Origin of the sequence: Micromonospora sp. HNM0581, from assembly GCF_012726175.1 — a bacterium.
Taxonomy (GTDB): Bacteria; Actinomycetota; Actinomycetes; order Mycobacteriales; family Micromonosporaceae; genus Micromonospora.
Map to the genome: position 1 here is coordinate 84,229 of NZ_JAASAD010000009.1, position 15,178 is coordinate 99,406.

Here is a 15,178-nt window from a genome sequence, read left to right on the forward strand (position 1 = left end):
CTGCCTCAGCCGCACCGTCGCGGCCGATACCGGACGAGACCACACGAACGAGGAGCAACTCAGTGGCAACCATCGAGGTAATCGAGGCTCGGGAGATCCTGGACTCGCGGGGCAATCCGACGGTCGAGGTCGAGGTCGGGCTCGACGACGGCACGATCTCCCGGGCGGCGGTGCCCTCCGGCGCCTCGACCGGCGCCTTCGAGGCGATCGAGCTGCGCGACGGTGACAAGGGCCGCTACCTGGGCAAGGGAGTGGAGAAGGCGGTCGCCAACATCGAGGACCGGATCGTCGACCAGCTCATCGGCTACGAAGCCAGCGAGCAGCGGGTGATCGACCAGAAGATGCTCGACATCGACGGCACGGACAACAAGGCCGAACTGGGTGCCAACGCGATCCTCGGGGTTTCCCTCGCGGTGGCCAAGGCGGCGGCCGGCAGCGCCGGCCTGAGCCTCTTCCGCTACCTGGGCGGGCCGAACGCACATCTGCTGCCCGTGCCGATGATGAACATCCTCAACGGCGGAGCACACGCCGACAGCAACGTCGACATCCAGGAATTCATGATCGCGCCGATCGGCGCGCCGAGCTTCCGGGAGGCGCTGCGCTCCGGTGCCGAGGTGTACCACGCGCTCAAGTCGGTGCTGAAGAAGAAGGATCTTTCAACCGGGCTCGGCGACGAGGGTGGTTTCGCACCGAACCTGCCGACCAACGCCGCCGCGCTGGACCTGATCGCCGAGGCGGTGGAGAAGGCCGGTTACCGGCTCGGCACCGACATCGTCTTCGCCCTCGACGTCGCCGCCACCGAGTTCTTCGCCGACGGCAGCTACACCTTCGAGGGGGCGACCAAGAGCGCCGCGGAGATGAGCGAGTACTACACCAAGCTGGCCGACGCCTACCCGATCGTGTCCATCGAGGACCCGCTGGCCGAGGACGACTGGGCCGGCTGGCAGACGCTCACCGCCGCCGTCGGTGACCGGATCCAGATCGTCGGCGACGACCTGTTCGTCACCAACCCGCAGCGCATCGCCCGGGGCATCGCCGAGCGGGCGGCGAACGCGGTACTGGTCAAGGTCAACCAGATCGGCTCGCTCACCGAGACCCTGGACGCGGTGGACCTGGCCCACCGGGCCGGCTTCACCTGCATGATGAGCCACCGTTCCGGTGAGACCGAGGACACCACGATCGCCGACCTGGCGGTGGCAACCGGCTGCGGTCAGATCAAGACCGGTGCTCCGGCCCGATCGGACCGGGTCGCGAAGTACAACCAGCTCCTGCGGATCGAGGAGGAACTGGCCGACGCGGCGCGGTACGCAGGGGCGGGCGCCTTCCCGCGTTACCGTTCCGCCTGACAGGTGCCGTACCTCGGGGGAGGGGTGTGATGCAGCAGCGCCGCACGCCGGGTGGTCAACGCCCGGTCCGCCGGCCGGTACGCGACGGTCGCCCCGGCAGGACCCGTGATGGCGGTGTCCGTGCCGAGTCGCGGTCCAACGCCGGTCGGGCACCGTCAGCCAACCGCGGTGCCGAGGGCGTACGCTCCGCCAAGCGACCCGCCGCCGCCCGGCGCACCGCTGCCGGTGGCACGGTGACACGACTGTCCGCACCCCGATCCCGAGGTCTCACCGGCCGGGCCACCGTGCTGATCGCGGTGCTGATCGCCCTCGCCCTCGCCTACACCTATCCGGTCCGGGTCTACCTGGACCAGCAGGCCGACATCGAGCGGATGGAAGCTTCGCAGGCGGCTCAGCGGGAGCTGATCGCCCAGCTGACGACCCAGGCCGAGAAGTGGCAGGACGAGGCATACATCGAAACCCAGGCCCGGGAGCGGTTCTTCATGCAGCGGCCCGGCGAGAAGATGCTTATTCTGCTTCCCGCCGGTGCCGACGGGGAGGCGGGCACCGTTACGGGGCAGGCGACGCCGGACACCCCCGACGCCTGGTACGACACTCTCTGGTCCAGCGTGCAGGCCGCCGACGCCCACCGGACCGACGACTGAGCACCCGACGAGAGAATGACACCGTGACTGTCGTACCACCGCAGGAGCCGGCGGCGGCTTCCGTACCTCCGCCGGAGCGGGAACCGGCCACCGGGGCTGATCTGGCTGCGGTGGCCGCGCAGCTCGGGCGTCCGCCCCGGGGCACCAGGGCAGTGGCCCACCGCTGCCCTTGCGGCCTGCCTGACGTGGTGGAGACGACTCCGCGGTTGGCCGACGGGACTCCCTTCCCGACGCTGTTTTACCTGACGTGTCCCCGGGCGACCGCCGCGTGCAGCCGACTCGAGTCGGCTGGCCTGATGAAGGAGATGGCGGAGCGGCTGGCCGCCGACCCGGAGCTGGCCCTGCGGTACCGCGCGGCCCACGAGGACTACCTCGACCGCCGGGACACCATCGCCGAGGTGCCCGAGATCGCCGGCATCTCGGCCGGGGGAATGCCTGGCCGGGTGAAGTGCCTGCACGTCCAGCTCGGTCACGCACTCGCTGCCGGGCCCGGGGTGAACCCGTTCGGCGACGAGACGCTCGCCCTGGTCGAACCGTGGTGGACGGCGGGACGCTGTGTTGACGTACCGGAGGTCGGGTGAGCGGCGGGGACGTCGTGGTACGGCGGGCCCGGACCGCCGACGTGCGGGCGATCCGACGGCTGGTCGACACCTACACCGACAACCGTCGCCTGCTGAGTAAGGCCACCGTCACGCTGTACGAGGACGTACAGGAGTTCCGGGTCGCCAGCCGGGTCTCCGACGGCGCGGTGGTGGGCTGCGGCGCGCTGCACGTCATGTGGGAGGACCTGGCGGAGATCCGCACGGTGGCGGTCGATCCCCGCTGCCGGGGGCAGCGGATCGGGCACCGGATCGTCGCCGAGCTGATCGACGCGGCCCGGGAGTTGGGGGTCGCCCGCATCTTCGTGCTGACCTTCGAGACCACCTTCTTCGGTTCGTTCGGCTTCTCCGAGATCGATGGTGCTCCGGTGCCGCACCCGGTCTACGAGCAACTGTTGCGCTCGTACGACGAGGGGGTCGCCGAGTTCCTCGACCTCGAACGCGTCAAGCCGAACACCCTGGGCAACACCCGCATGCTGCTGCGCCTCTGACACCCACGCCTACTCGCCCGCCACGGCGCTGTCGCCCGGGGTGGGCCGGTTCGGCGGCGGTAGGGTTCTCGGCGTGACGACGCGTGTGGCGGCCATCGACTGTGGCACCAATTCGATCCGGCTGCTGGTGGCCGACCTACCTGATCCGTCGGCCGGCCCGGCCGCACCACTTGTCGACCGGAGCCGGCGGATGGAGATCGTTCGGCTCGGCCAGGGCGTCGACGCCACCGGTCGACTCGCTCCGGAGGCGATCGAGCGGACCCGGGTCGCTCTCGAAGGCTACGCCGCCGAGATCGAGAAGCTGGGCGCCGAGCGGGTACGGATGTGCGCCACCTCGGCCAGCCGTGACGCGGAGAACGCGGCGGACTTCCGCCTCATGGTCGAGCAGACGCTCGGGGCGACACCGGAGGTGGTGAGCGGCGACGAGGAGGCGCGGTTGTCGTTCACCGGAGCGGTGCGCGGCCTGCCCGTCGACGCGCCGTCGCCGTATCTGGTGCTGGACATCGGCGGCGGCTCGACCGAGTTCGTCGTCGGCACCCGCGACGGTGGCGTCGACGCCGCGATCTCCATGGACATCGGTTGTGTCCGCATGACCGAGCGGCACCTGCACGGTGACCCGCCCGGCCCGGACGAGATCGCCGCCGCCCAGGCCGACGTCACGGTCGCGGTGGATCGGGCGCTGGCGGCGGTGCCGGGGCGCCAGGCGGCCACCCTGGTCGGGCTCGCCGGCTCGGTCACCACCGTGGTCGCGATCGCCGAGGGCCTCACCGGGTACGACCCGACCCGCATTCACCACGCCAGGGTGTCGTACGACCGGGTGGCGGAGGTGACCACCGACCTGCTGGCCATGACCCGTGAGCAGCGGTTGGCGATTCCGGTGATGCATCCCGGGCGCGCGGACGTGATCGGTGCCGGGGCGTTGGTGCTCCGCGTCGCCATGCAACGGGCGGACATGTCGGCCGTGATCGCCTCGGAACACGACATCCTCGACGGCATCGCCTGGAGCCTGGCATACGCGAACGGGAGGTGAATGCCACTGTTCCGGCGTCTTCCCGGTGGCGGTCACCGCGTGGCAGGCTACCCGCACGTAGGACTACTGGGCGACCAGCCAACGATGACTGACCGCTAGGAGGACGGGCCGATGGGCGAGATGGTGACCTACCGTGGTGGAAGCGGCACGGGTGAGGGATATCTCGCGATACCCCCAACCGGCGCGGCAAGCCCGGCAGTGATCGTCATTCAGGACTGGTGGGGCCTCGTGCCGCACATCAGGTCGGTGGTGGACCGTTTCGCCGAGGCAGGCTTCGTCGCTCTCGCACCCGATCTCCGGCACGGTGAGCCGGCCGGAGAACCAGGTGGGCCGCGACGTCTGCTCGACGGACCGCAGATGGACGAGACGGCGCAGACCATCGCCGCTGCCGCAGACCATCTCGCCGGTCGGGCCGAGGTCACCGGCAAGGTGGGCTGCGCGGGCTTCTCCGCCGGGGCCAGTCTCGCCCTGTGGGCGGCGAACTTCTCCGAACGAATCGTCGCCACCGCCGCCTTCTATCCCCTGCTGCCCTGGGATGGCATGCGTACCGAGTGGACCGGCTGGGCGGGCAAGGACGCGCTCGTGCACTGCGCGGAGGCGGACGGCAGCTCCGCGGACCAGGGTGTGCAGACGGTACGCCGGGCCATCGAGAACGCCGGTGGCGTGTGCCAGCTGCACGACTACCCGGGCACCGCGCACGCCTTCTTCGACGAGGATCGGCCGGAGAGGTTCGATCAGCGGGCGGCCACCAGCGCTTGGGCGCGCACCCTGGAGCTGTTCAGGGCCAAGCTTGGTTGAGTCGCGTACCCCTGCCGAGGTCGCCGCCCACGCCGGTCGGGCAACGGACCTGATTGACCTGGATGCGGGTGTCGCCGGCTGTTTCGCCTGCCCCCGGCTGGTCGACTGGCGGGAGGAGGTCGCCCGTACCAGGCGAGCGGCCTTCCGCGATCAGGAATACTGGGGACGGCCGGTCCCCGGATTCGGTGATCCCGCGGCCCGGATCGCCATCCTCGGACTGGCCCCGGCCGCACACGGCGGTAACCGCACCGGCCGGATCTTCACCGGCGACCGGTCCGGCGATGTGCTCTTCGCCGCGCTGCACCGGGCCGGCCTGGCCAACCAACCGACGAGTGTGGCCGCCGCCGACGGACTCACGTTGTGCGCAACGAGGATCTTCGCTGCGGTACGCTGCGCCCCACCGGACAACAAGCCCACCCCGGCCGAGCGGGACACCTGTGCACCCTGGCTGCATCGGGAGGTCGAGCTGATCCGACCGACGCTGCGGGTGGTGGTGGCACTTGGCGCTTTTGCCTGGGCTGCGTGGTGGCCGGCGTTACGGGCCGGGTACGCCGTCCCGCCGCCCAGCCCGCGACCGTCGTTCCGGCATGGGGCACACTGGTCCGGCACGGCCGGACCGGAGCTGCTGGGCTGTTATCACGTCAGCCAGCAGAACACCTTCACCGGCCGGCTGACACCAGGGATGCTGGACGACGTGTTCGCCCGGGCGAAGCTGCTGGCCGGCGTGGACTGAGGCTGCGGGGGCGGTGGCGGTGGCGGACGGTCGGGACCAGTGCCGCCGCAAGCCCCGCTTGCCCGGAGGTAACTGATGGACGTGCTGCGCAGGTGGTGGCCGGTGACGGTGGTGGTTGCCCTGCTCGCCGCCGTCACCGTGGCGACCACGCACTCGTCGATCGGCGCCAGCCGGATCCCACCCGCCGTCGAGGACGCGCCCTTCGTGCTGGAATACCCGAGCGGCGAGCCGAGACCATCGATTCCGGCCGAACCCCGCGACGCCGCCGAGCAGACCCGCACCCGGATCCCGTCCTGGCTCGGCATGGTGGCGGTGGTGTTGCTGGGGCTGACCCTGCTCGCGGCCCTCGGCTATCTGATCTGGACCATGCTGCGGGCAGCGGCGCGCCGGGTCACCAGGGCACTGCCCACGCAGCAGAACCGACGCAGTGCCGAGGGCACCGCCGCCGAGGTGGTGGCGGCCGTCGACGCCGGGTTGGTCGACCTGGACGACCGGGCCACCGATCCGCGGACCGCGGTGATCGCCTGCTGGGTACGACTTGAGGAGGCCGCCGCGGTCGCCGGGGTGCCCCGGCTGGCTGGCGACACCCCCACCGACCTGGTCACCCGGCTACTGCGGGGCGATCCGTCCACTGGCGTACCGGCGGTCGTGAGCGCTGATGTTCTTGCCGATTTCGCGGATGTCTTCCGCGAGGCCCGGTACGCCACCCGACCAGTGGATGAACGGACCAGGGACCAGGCCCGAGCCGCCCTGCGCCGGTTGCGCGGTGAACTGACCGCCCTGGCGGAGCAGGAGTCGGCGTGAGCAGCACAAGTATCGACGACCTGCTCAGCTTCTCCGAGGAGCGTCCGGTCCGGTCCGAACCGCGCCGGGGTGGGCGCCTGCGTACCGTGCTCGGGGTGCTCGGTGTCACCACGGCGGCGACCGTGGTGACCGTCGCCGGACTACGCGCGATCGGTCTGCGGGTGTCGCTGCTGGTGCTTGTCGCTGCCGTGGTCACGCTGCTCGTGGTACGCCGTATCGTCGCCGCCCTTGCCCCGCCACCGAAGCCCGGTCGGGGGGGTTCGTCGACGCAGGGTGGCGAGGAGCCGGGCACCTACAACTGGGACGCGCGGGATGCGCTGCGCGCCGCGATCAACGGTTGGGCGGCTCCGCTGGAGTGGTCCAAGACGCGTCCCGAACGGTTCAGCACCGTGATCCTGCCCCGCTTGGCCGAGCTGGCGGACGAGCGGATGCGGCTCAAGCACGGCATCACCCGCGAATCGGATCCGGTACGAGCCCGTGCCCTACTGGGTGACCGTCTGTCGTCGTTCCTGGAAACCCCACCCCGCCGCACCCCTTCGCCGCGCGACCTCGCGGCGATCGTCGCCGAACTGGAGAAGATCTGATGAACGACGCCGGCCGGACGATGCCCCCCGCCGAGGTAGGTCGCCTCGCCCGGGCCGTACTGGATGCGGTGGGCCTGGTCGTGGTCGGCAAACGGGACGCCCTGGAACTTGTGCTCGCCGGCATCCTGGCCGGCGGTCACGTGCTGCTGGAGGACCTGCCAGGGTTGGGTAAGACGCTCACCGCGCGGTCCTTCGCCCAGGCGCTGGGTCTGGACTTCCGGCGGCTGCAGTTCACCCCCGATCTGCTGCCGGCCGATGTCACCGGCTCGTTCCTCTACGACCAGCGCAGCGGTGACTTCACCTTCCGGGCCGGGCCGGTCTTCACGAATCTGCTGCTCGCCGACGAGATCAACCGGACTCCGCCGAAGACACAGTCCGCACTGCTGGAGGCGATGCAGGAGAAGCAGGTATCGGTGGAGGGTGTGACGTACCGCCTGGACGAGCCGTTCCACGTGCTCGCCACCGCCAACCCCATCGAGTACGAGGGCACCTATCCGTTGCCGGAGGCCCAGCTGGACCGGTTCCTGCTGCGGGTGTCGTTCGGCTACCCGGCGCAGGAAGAAGAGTGGGAGGTGCTGCGCCGCAGGATGGCGCGCCGCCGGGAGGAAGCCGAGATCGAACCGGTCGTCGACGCCGGCACCCTGCGCGCCATGCAGGCGGCGTTGGAGGACGTCGAGGTGGAGGATTCGGTGGGCCGGTACATCGTGGCGCTGACCTCAGCCACCCGCGAACATCCGTCGGTGCTTGTCGGCGCGTCGCCGCGCGGTTCGCTGGCGCTGTTGCTGCTGTCCCGGGTACGGGCGGTGCTCTCCGGGCGGGACTACGTGGTCCCCGAGGATGTCAAGGACGTCGCGGCCCCGGCGCTGGCACACCGGATCACCCTGCGGCCGGAAATGTGGCTACGCCGGGTCGATCCGTCGTTCGTGGTCGGTGAGGTGCTCGACGGCACACCCGCACCGGCCAGCGGTGCCCTGCCCAGCTACGCCGCTGGTCGGCCGGGAGACTGACCCGGCGTGGTCGAACAGAGCGAGCGGACGGCATCGACCAACTGGACGCCCACTTGGGCGTTCGGTCGGGCGGTGCTGCTCACCGGGCTGCTCCTGGTCGCCGCGGTGCTGCTGGGACGGGTGGATCTGATCGTGCTGGCTGCACCCTTCGCGCTCGGTACCGCGTACGCGTTGCGTCGCCGACCCGTCGAGCTGCCCCAGTTGTGGCTCAGCGCCCAGGACGATCACCTCGTGGAGGGCGGTGACGTGGCCGCAACGGTCACCGTCGGCAACCAGGGTCGGGTTCTTTTCGACGTGGCGGTGCTGCGTGCCCGGGTTTCACCGTGGCTGCGGATCGAACGCGCCGGGCTGGCCGGCAGTACGGTCGCCAGCACCGGCCGGTCGGCCGGCGGCGGTCAACCGGCCGTGGCGGACCGTCCGTTCGCCACGTCGATCACGCCGGACTCCGCCGTCGATCTGGAGCTGGCCGGCACCGCCTTGCGGTGGGGCCGGCACCCGTTGGGTCCGGTGGGTGCCCGGGTAGCCGCCGCGCAGGGCCTGCTGATCTCGCGTGCGGTGATCGTCGAACCGGTCCGGTCGAAGGTCTACCCGAAGACCGAGCCGTTCGAGGCGGTCGAGGTGATGCCCCGTGCTGCGGGCCTGGTCGGCGCCCACCACTCGCGTCGTCCCGGTGAGGGTGGTGAACTCGCCGGGGTGCGGGTCTTCGCCCCAGGTGACCGGTTGCGCCGCATTGACTGGCGGGTGTCGCTGCGGGCCCGGCAACTGCACGTGGCGGCCACTCTCTCCGACCGCGACGCCGAAGTGGTCGTGTTGCTCGACGTGCTGGCAGAGGCGGGCCGCTCCGGTGGGGTCAGTGGTACGGCGTCGGTGCTGGACACCACGGTCCGCGCGGCTGCCGCTATCGCCGAGCACTACCTGCACCGCGGCGACCGGGTGGCGCTGCTCGAGTACGGCCCGAGTGCCCGGCGGCTGCGCCCGGCGACCGGGCGACGGCAGTACCTGACCGTGCTGGAGTGGCTGTTGGACGTGAAGGTCCAGTCCTCCCCACACGAGCCGTACGACCACGTGTTCGGCCCGCAACTTCTTTCCGCCGATGCGCTCGTGGTGGTGCTCACCCCGCTGCTGGAGGAACGGTCGGCTCAGATGTTGGCCCGGTTGGCCCGTGCGGGACGGTTCGTGGTGGCCGTCGACACGCTCCCGGTGGACCTGTCACCTGCGAAGGACCGGGGTTGGGCCGATGTTGCGTACCGGTTGTGGCGGCTGGACCGGGACACGATGGTCGCGCAGTTGCGTGAGCACGGCGTGCCGGTGGTGCCGTGGGCCGGCGCCGGCAGCCTCGACCAGGTGCTTCGCGACGTGGCGAGGCTGGCCACCGCCCCGAGGGTGGGTGGCCGGTGAGTGTGAGGAACGCAGCGCAGCGGAGTCCCGCAGTCGCGAACGAGGGATTGACCCGGTGGGTGTGATCGGGAGGGTCCGGGCGCTGCGGACGGCCACGGCGCGAATTTCCTTGACCCCTGTCCTGGTCCGGGCGGGTATCTTTCTCAGCGCGCTCGTGGGGCTGCTGCTGTCCTACCCCGCCGAGGTCGTGTTCGGGCAGGCGCTTGGCCCGCTGGTGGCGGTCGCGGTGTTGCCGGCGGTACTGCCGCGCCGGCTCTGGCCGACCTTCGCTGCGTTGGTTACGGTCGCCGGGTGGCTGCTCGCCACCGACGGGTACGACCGGCCGATCGCGTTGTGGCGGCTGATGGCGGTGGCGGTGGCCCTTTACCTGACCCACACGCTTTGCGCGCTGGTGGCGGTGTTGCCGTACGACGCCGTGGTGGATCCGGAAGTGATAGTGGGTTGGCTCACTCGTGCGGCCGTGGTGTTGCTCGCCACGTTGGTGCTCGGCGTGCTGCTGCTCGAACTTTCCGACGTGCGTGCCGCCGGTGGCGGCTGGCAGGCGGTCACGGTGGCGGGTCTGCTGTTGGTCGTCGGGTTGACCGCGTTGCTGGCTGGGCTGCTGCGACGCAGGTGATTCAGGGGCCAGACGCTTCGGGTGACCGGGGGTGGTGGCGAGGCCAGGGAAGCGGTGTAGCCGACGTTACGGGGGTCACAGTCGCCTTGTGCTCGGTCACAGAAGGGGGCCGCACGCAGGATTACCGCTGACGGTGGGGGAAAGATGGTGGGCGTGACTGCGAAGCGGATCCTTGTGGTGGGCGCTGGGCACGTCGGTCTCTACGCGGCGCTGCGCCTGTCGAAGAAGCTGAGTTCCCGTGAGGCTGAGGTCGTCGTCGTCGACCCGCAGCCGCACATGACGTACCAGCCGTTCCTGCCCGAGGCGTCGGCGGGACACATCTCCCCACGGCACTCGGTGGTGCCACTGCGTCGGGAGTTGCGCCGGTGCAAGGTGGTGGCCGGTGCGGTCACCCGGATCGACCATGCGAACAGGATCGCCACGGTGCAGCCGATCGTCGGCCCGCCCCGCGACATCACCTACGACCATGTGGTGGTCGCCCCCGGCTCTGTCTCGCGGACCCTGCCGATTCCTGGCCTGCACGAGCACGGCATCGGCTTCAAGACCATCGGTGAGGCCATCTATCTGCGTAACCACGTGCTCGAGCAGCTCGACGTGGCCGCCGCAACTACCGACTCGGAGGTGCGCCGTCGGGCACTGACCTTCGTCTTCGTCGGTGGCGGTTACGCCGGCATCGAGGCTCTCGCCGAGATGGAGGACATGGCCCGCCATGCGCTGAAGTACTACCCGGAGCTGAGCATGTCGGACATGCGGTGGGTGCTGGTCGAGGCCACCCAGCGGGTGCTGCCGGAGGTCGACCGGGACATGGGCGCCTACACGGTGCAGCAGTTGTTGAAGCGGGACATGGACCTCCGGCTCGACACCCGGCTGGAGTCCTGCGTCGACGGGGTGGTCAAGCTCTCCGACGGGGACAGTTTCAGCGCCGACACCATCGTCTGGACCGCCGGTGTGAAGCCGTCGCCGATGTTGGACGCCACCGATTTCCCGCGTGAGGAGCGGCGGCGGGTGACCTGCTTGCCGACGTTGCAGGTGGTCGACGGCGACCGTGTGGTCGAGGGCGCCTGGAGCGCCGGTGACTGCGCTGCCGTACCGGACCTGACCAAGCCGCCGGGCAACTTCTGCTCACCGAGTGCGCAGCACGCCGTGCGGCAGGCCCAGCGGATGGCCGACAACATCGCCGCTGTGATCCGGGGCCGCGAGCCGGTCCCGTACAAGCACAAGCATGCCGGCAGTGTGGCCAGCCTCGGCTTGCACAAGGGCGTGGCCCAGGTTTACGGCATCAAGATGACCGGTTGGCCGGCGTGGTTCATGCACCGGACGTACCACATGAGCCGGATCCCGTCGCTGAACCGGAAGGTTCGGGTGGTGGTCGACTGGACGTTGGCGTTCGTGCTGAAGCGTGAGGTGGTCGCGCTCGGCCAGCTGCACGACCCGCGTGAGGAGTTCGCCGAGGCGTCCCAGCCTTCGTCGAAGGTGTGAGTACGCGGAGTCTCATCCTGCGGGAAGGGGCTCCGCACCGCTCAGACCCGCCAGAACCAGGCGTCGGCGATCCTGGTAGACGGGCCGTGAAGCGCCTCCAGCGTCAGGCGCAGACTATCGGCGTGCGGGGTGTCGGCCGCCAGCACCACACACGAGGCGCCCCAGTGCTCGACGTCCGCCGTGGCACCGCGACGCTGCTCGTCTCCGACCACCGGCCGCAGACCGCTACGGGCAACGTTCGCCAGGAGGACTGCCGTTGGGCGCGGTGCGACGCCCATCGCGGCGCTGCCGCCCCGGCCGTGCGGGCCGATGAAGAAGCCCTGCGGCATGCTGAATTCGGCGTTGGCTGCGGTTGCCCACCGCATCGGCCAGGGCTCCTTCGGCGTTGCCAGTGGCACCGGCACCAGTACGCCGCCCGGCTTCACGCAGTTCTGCCAGTGGCCGGCGGTGATGAACTCCGGAACCGGTGGTCGGTGCGCGGTGGGCAGTGGTGCCGGGATCAGCGGCACCATCGCCACGGCGACCGCGGTCAGTGTCAGCCGGCGGGCACGGACCGTGCCGCGTAGTGCCCGGTCGACTGCCAGCACGAGCAGCGTCGCGATAAGCGGCGGTACGGCCAGGGCGAACCGCGTCGGCAACGCGCCGTCGACCACGGGCAGACCGTCGAGCAGTGCGTACGGGCCGGGCAGGCCGGTGCCGTCGCGGTCGAGGACCACTTCGGGGCCGAGGGACAGGGTGCCCATCACGAGGATGCCGGCGGTGCAGGCCAGCACCAGTGGGCGGCGTCCCAGCCAGACGGCGCAACCGACGGTGACCACCAACAGTGGCCAGCCCAGGAAGGTGTTGTACTCGGCCGGGCCGGTGCTCAGCTGAGCGGAACGTTCGTCTCCGACCAGGGACAGTGGCGAGATCGCCGACCAGCTGCTCAGGTCAGCGGAGAAGTAGTGCGGGCTGAACATGCCGTCGGCGACGCCGAGGGGCCCAGCGAACTGGAACCACAACGGGCGGGCGAGCACCAGCAGGGCCGTACCGGTGGCGAGGGTCATCGCACCGGCGAAGGCGGGTAGCGCCCGGCGGGTCAGGTCCCGGTCCACGGTGATCACCGTGAGCGACATCACCAGCAGGGTGAGGGCGGTGAGGAACAGCACTTCCTCGCCGATGAACACTTGGACGGACACGGCAGCGGCGATCCCCATCGCGGAGGTGGTCAGCCGACGCCGGTCCGGGCCGGCTGGCGTGTCGCCCGACCTGGACCGGATGGCGGTGGGGTCGGCGGCGCGTAGTAGGCGCACCACCAGCCAGACGATGACCGGTGGCAGCCACTGCGCCGTCATGTGCAGGTGGCTGTTGCTCTGGGACACCATGCCGGGGGCGAAGCCGCAGAGCGCTCCGCCGAGCATCGCGGCCCCCCGGTGGACCCGCGTCGTACGGCTGAACAGGAGGTACCAGGCGGTGGCGGTGCCGGCGAGGTTGACCGTCACGAGCAGGGCGAAGGTGACCGGTGCGCCGAACAGCAAGGTGACCGGGGCGAACAGCAGCCCGAGGGCGATGACCGAGGTGTTGGCCATCAGGTTGACCCCGTCCGGAGCGTTGAGCCGGTCGGTGGACAGACCGAAGTCGCCGAGCAGCGCCCGTGCGTCGATGGCCAGGAACCACTCGTAGAGCACCTGGTCTTCGGGGTTGAGTGCGAGTACCAGCCCGGTCGGGTCGGCCCAGAGCCGGTGGGTGAGTACCGCGGCGAATGCCGCGAAGAACAGTCCTACCAGCAGGTCGGCCTGGTACCGCACGACGGCCCGGGTCACCTGGGTGAGTTGCCGGCGTGCCCCGGTGACGGGGTGATCTGGCTGCGGTGCCATGTCGTCGGTGGGTGCCATGGGTACGTGGCTGCTCACGGCCTCGACCATAGTGGCGGTGCTGGGTGGGGGACGCCGCAGTGGCGACGAAACCGCTACCGTGGCACTGCACCGTACGCGTCGGCGGCCGGTGTCACCCGCCCGGGTGGTGGAAAGGCAGACACGGCCGCCTTAAAAGCGGCTGCCGCAAGGCGTGCGGGTTCGATCCCCGCCCCGGGCACCCATCTCGTGCAGACCTCGCAGCCGCTGGTTGTCTGTCGCTTTCCCTGAGACGGCGGGAGCTCTCAGCTTTCCCTCAGCTTGGCGATCTCCATGGGCTGGTCGGGCCGTTTACTCTTGTATGGCACGTTGACGTGCCATGAGACCCCCTGAGGGAGGCCAGACAGTGAAGACTTCGAACCCGGTGCTCGCCCGGCTCGGTCAGGCGGCCGAGCGGGAGCGGGCCGCCGGGTACGCCCCGTCCGGGCCGTACGGACAGCCCGGCTACCCCCAGCAGGTTCCGCCGCAGGCCGGTTATCCCGGCGCGCCGGGCTTCCCGTCGGCCCCGCCGGCGGCCACCACCATGTCGATCGACGACGTGGTGGTCAAGACGGTCACGCTCCTGGCCATCGTCGGTGTCGCCGCCGCGGCGGCGTGGGCGCTGGTGCCCGATGCGCTGCTCGGCGTCGCATGGATCGGTGCTGCCGTCGTCGGCCTGGTGCTCGGCATGATCATCTCGTTCTCGCGGATGGCGAATCCGGCGCTCGTCGTCGCGTACGCCGTCGTCGAGGGTGTCCTCGTTGGTGCGGTGAGCAAGTTCTTCGAATCGCTGTACGACGGCATCGTGCTCCAGGCGGTGACTGCCACTTTCGGTGTCTTCTTCGTGATGGCCATGCTCTACAAGGCGCGGGTCATCCGGGCGACGCCGAAGTTCGTCAAGGGCATGATCGCGGTGATGGCGGGTCTCTTCGCCGTCATGATGATCAATCTGGTGTTGGCGCTCTTCGGCGTGAACACCGGCCTGCGCGACGGCAGCCCGCTGGCCATCGGATTCAGCATCGTCTGCATCGTCGTCGCCTCGTTGAGCTTCGTGCTCAGCTTCAAGGAGGTGGAGGACGGTGTCCGGATGGGCCTGCCGCAGCGCTACTCGTGGGTTGCCGCTTTCGGCATCCTGGTCAGCCTGATCTGGCTCTACATCGAGATGCTGCGTCTGCTGAGCTACTTCCAAGGCGACGACTGACCCGTACGCCCCACCGATCGACAGGCGCCCGCCCCACCTGGGGCGGGCGCCCCCACTTACCCACCCCTTGGCGCCGATCTTGCAGTTGTGGCACTGTGCAGATCGGGCGTACGTGCTGAAGCCGACAACCCTAAAATGCATGATCGGCGATTGGTGGGGCGGGTGCGTTGAGTCTGGTGTCGGAGGAGGTGGAATGGAGACAGTGGTGGGGGTGGAGCTTGCTCGCCGGGTGGAGTTGCTGGTGCAGCAGATCAGCCACTGGCAGCAGCCACGCTGGTCGGCTGCGGCATCGATCGGGAACGTGTCCCGGGCGGATCTGGTCCACCGGCTGGTGCAGGACGTCGCCGACCTCGCCGCAGACGCGGAAGGACAACCACGTCGGGCCGTACCTCGGCTCGACAGCGATCTCGCCCTTCCCGACCAACTCCGGGTGGTCACCGCCGACCTGCTTGCCGCGGGTGCGGGCGCGGAGGCGCTGAACTGGGCTGCCACCGAAGTGGCCGCCACCCGTACCACGCTCTAGCGACCGCGTCACCCGGAACGAGCCGTGGGCGGCTGGTGTCGATCGTTGCCGTAC

At 70.1% G+C, this 15,178-nt stretch carries 16 protein-coding genes and 1 tRNA gene; 16 read left to right on the forward strand and 1 reads right to left on the reverse strand.

From position 1 onward, the window contains the following. The first annotated feature begins 62 nt into the window (after positions 1-62). The 13 genes from eno (at position 63) to HCA58_RS13460 (ending at position 11,529) form a co-directional block, all read left to right on the forward strand. The gene (gene eno / locus HCA58_RS13400) at positions 63-1,346 is read left to right on the forward strand and encodes a phosphopyruvate hydratase (RefSeq protein WP_169598151.1); all 1,284 of its coding nucleotides are present in this window, start codon (positions 63-65) and stop codon (positions 1,344-1,346) included. Positions 1,347-1,375: 29 nt separating this feature from the next. Next, positions 1,376-1,990: a septum formation initiator family protein gene (locus HCA58_RS13405; RefSeq protein WP_169598152.1), complete on the forward strand. Its 615-nt coding sequence runs from the start codon at positions 1,376-1,378 to the stop codon at positions 1,988-1,990. Positions 1,991-2,013: 23 nt separating this feature from the next. Then, on the forward strand, positions 2,014-2,571 hold the full coding sequence (locus HCA58_RS13410; RefSeq protein WP_169598153.1) for a DUF501 domain-containing protein: 558 nt from the start codon (positions 2,014-2,016) through the stop codon (positions 2,569-2,571). Then, positions 2,568-3,080: an amino-acid N-acetyltransferase gene (locus tag HCA58_RS13415; protein ID WP_169598154.1), complete on the forward strand. Its 513-nt coding sequence runs from the start codon at positions 2,568-2,570 to the stop codon at positions 3,078-3,080. Before HCA58_RS13410 ends, HCA58_RS13415 begins: the two co-directional genes overlap by 4 nt. Before the next feature lie 85 nt (positions 3,081-3,165). Next, positions 3,166-4,110 (forward strand): Ppx/GppA phosphatase family protein, encoded by a 945-nt coding sequence (locus HCA58_RS13420; RefSeq protein ID WP_169598253.1) that lies wholly within the window; start codon positions 3,166-3,168, stop codon positions 4,108-4,110. 111 nt (positions 4,111-4,221) lie between these two features. Next, positions 4,222-4,908 (forward strand): dienelactone hydrolase family protein, encoded by a 687-nt coding sequence (locus tag HCA58_RS13425; protein WP_169598155.1) that lies wholly within the window; start codon positions 4,222-4,224, stop codon positions 4,906-4,908. A gap of 49 nt (positions 4,909-4,957) precedes the next feature. Then, positions 4,958-5,641, forward strand: coding sequence for a uracil-DNA glycosylase (locus HCA58_RS13430; RefSeq protein WP_240956186.1), 684 nt, complete (start codon positions 4,958-4,960; stop codon positions 5,639-5,641). Between the two features lie 75 nt (positions 5,642-5,716). Continuing rightward, positions 5,717-6,445: a DUF4129 domain-containing protein gene (locus tag HCA58_RS13435; RefSeq protein WP_169598157.1), complete on the forward strand. Its 729-nt coding sequence runs from the start codon at positions 5,717-5,719 to the stop codon at positions 6,443-6,445. Next, positions 6,442-7,029, forward strand: a complete 588-nt coding sequence (locus tag HCA58_RS13440) for a hypothetical protein (RefSeq protein WP_169598158.1) — start codon at positions 6,442-6,444, stop codon at positions 7,027-7,029. Before HCA58_RS13435 ends, HCA58_RS13440 begins: the two co-directional genes overlap by 4 nt. After that, complete coding sequence (locus tag HCA58_RS13445; RefSeq protein ID WP_169598159.1) at positions 7,029-8,036, forward strand: MoxR family ATPase; 1,008 nt, start codon at positions 7,029-7,031, stop codon at positions 8,034-8,036. The genes HCA58_RS13440 and HCA58_RS13445 overlap by 1 nt, the downstream gene beginning before the upstream one ends. Before the next feature lie 6 nt (positions 8,037-8,042). Beyond that, positions 8,043-9,434: a DUF58 domain-containing protein gene (locus tag HCA58_RS13450; protein WP_169598160.1), complete on the forward strand. Its 1,392-nt coding sequence runs from the start codon at positions 8,043-8,045 to the stop codon at positions 9,432-9,434. Positions 9,435-9,489: 55 nt separating this feature from the next. Next, positions 9,490-10,050 carry a hypothetical protein gene (locus HCA58_RS13455; protein WP_169598161.1) on the forward strand — a complete coding sequence of 187 codons (561 nt, stop codon included), beginning with the start codon at positions 9,490-9,492 and terminating at the stop codon, positions 10,048-10,050. A 153-nt stretch (positions 10,051-10,203) separates the two neighbouring features. Further along, on the forward strand, positions 10,204-11,529 hold the full coding sequence (locus HCA58_RS13460; protein WP_169598162.1) for an NAD(P)/FAD-dependent oxidoreductase: 1,326 nt from the start codon (positions 10,204-10,206) through the stop codon (positions 11,527-11,529). Between the two features lie 41 nt (positions 11,530-11,570). Here HCA58_RS13460 and HCA58_RS13465 read toward each other — a convergent pair whose 3' ends face one another. Then, complete coding sequence (locus tag HCA58_RS13465) at positions 11,571-13,421, reverse strand: hypothetical protein (protein ID WP_169598163.1); 1,851 nt, start codon at positions 13,419-13,421, stop codon at positions 11,571-11,573. A 100-nt stretch (positions 13,422-13,521) separates the two neighbouring features. Between HCA58_RS13465 and HCA58_RS13470 the strand changes: the two genes are divergently transcribed. From HCA58_RS13470 to HCA58_RS13480, 3 genes are all read left to right on the forward strand, one after another. Beyond that, positions 13,522-13,602: transfer RNA gene (locus HCA58_RS13470), tRNA-Leu, on the forward strand. Positions 13,603-13,767: 165 nt separating this feature from the next. Next, on the forward strand, positions 13,768-14,601 hold the full coding sequence (locus HCA58_RS13475; protein WP_169598164.1) for a Bax inhibitor-1/YccA family protein: 834 nt from the start codon (positions 13,768-13,770) through the stop codon (positions 14,599-14,601). 229 nt (positions 14,602-14,830) lie between these two features. Continuing rightward, the gene (locus tag HCA58_RS13480; RefSeq protein ID WP_346775985.1) at positions 14,831-15,124 is read left to right on the forward strand and encodes a hypothetical protein; all 294 of its coding nucleotides are present in this window, start codon (positions 14,831-14,833) and stop codon (positions 15,122-15,124) included. The last annotated feature ends 54 nt before the right edge of the window (positions 15,125-15,178 follow it).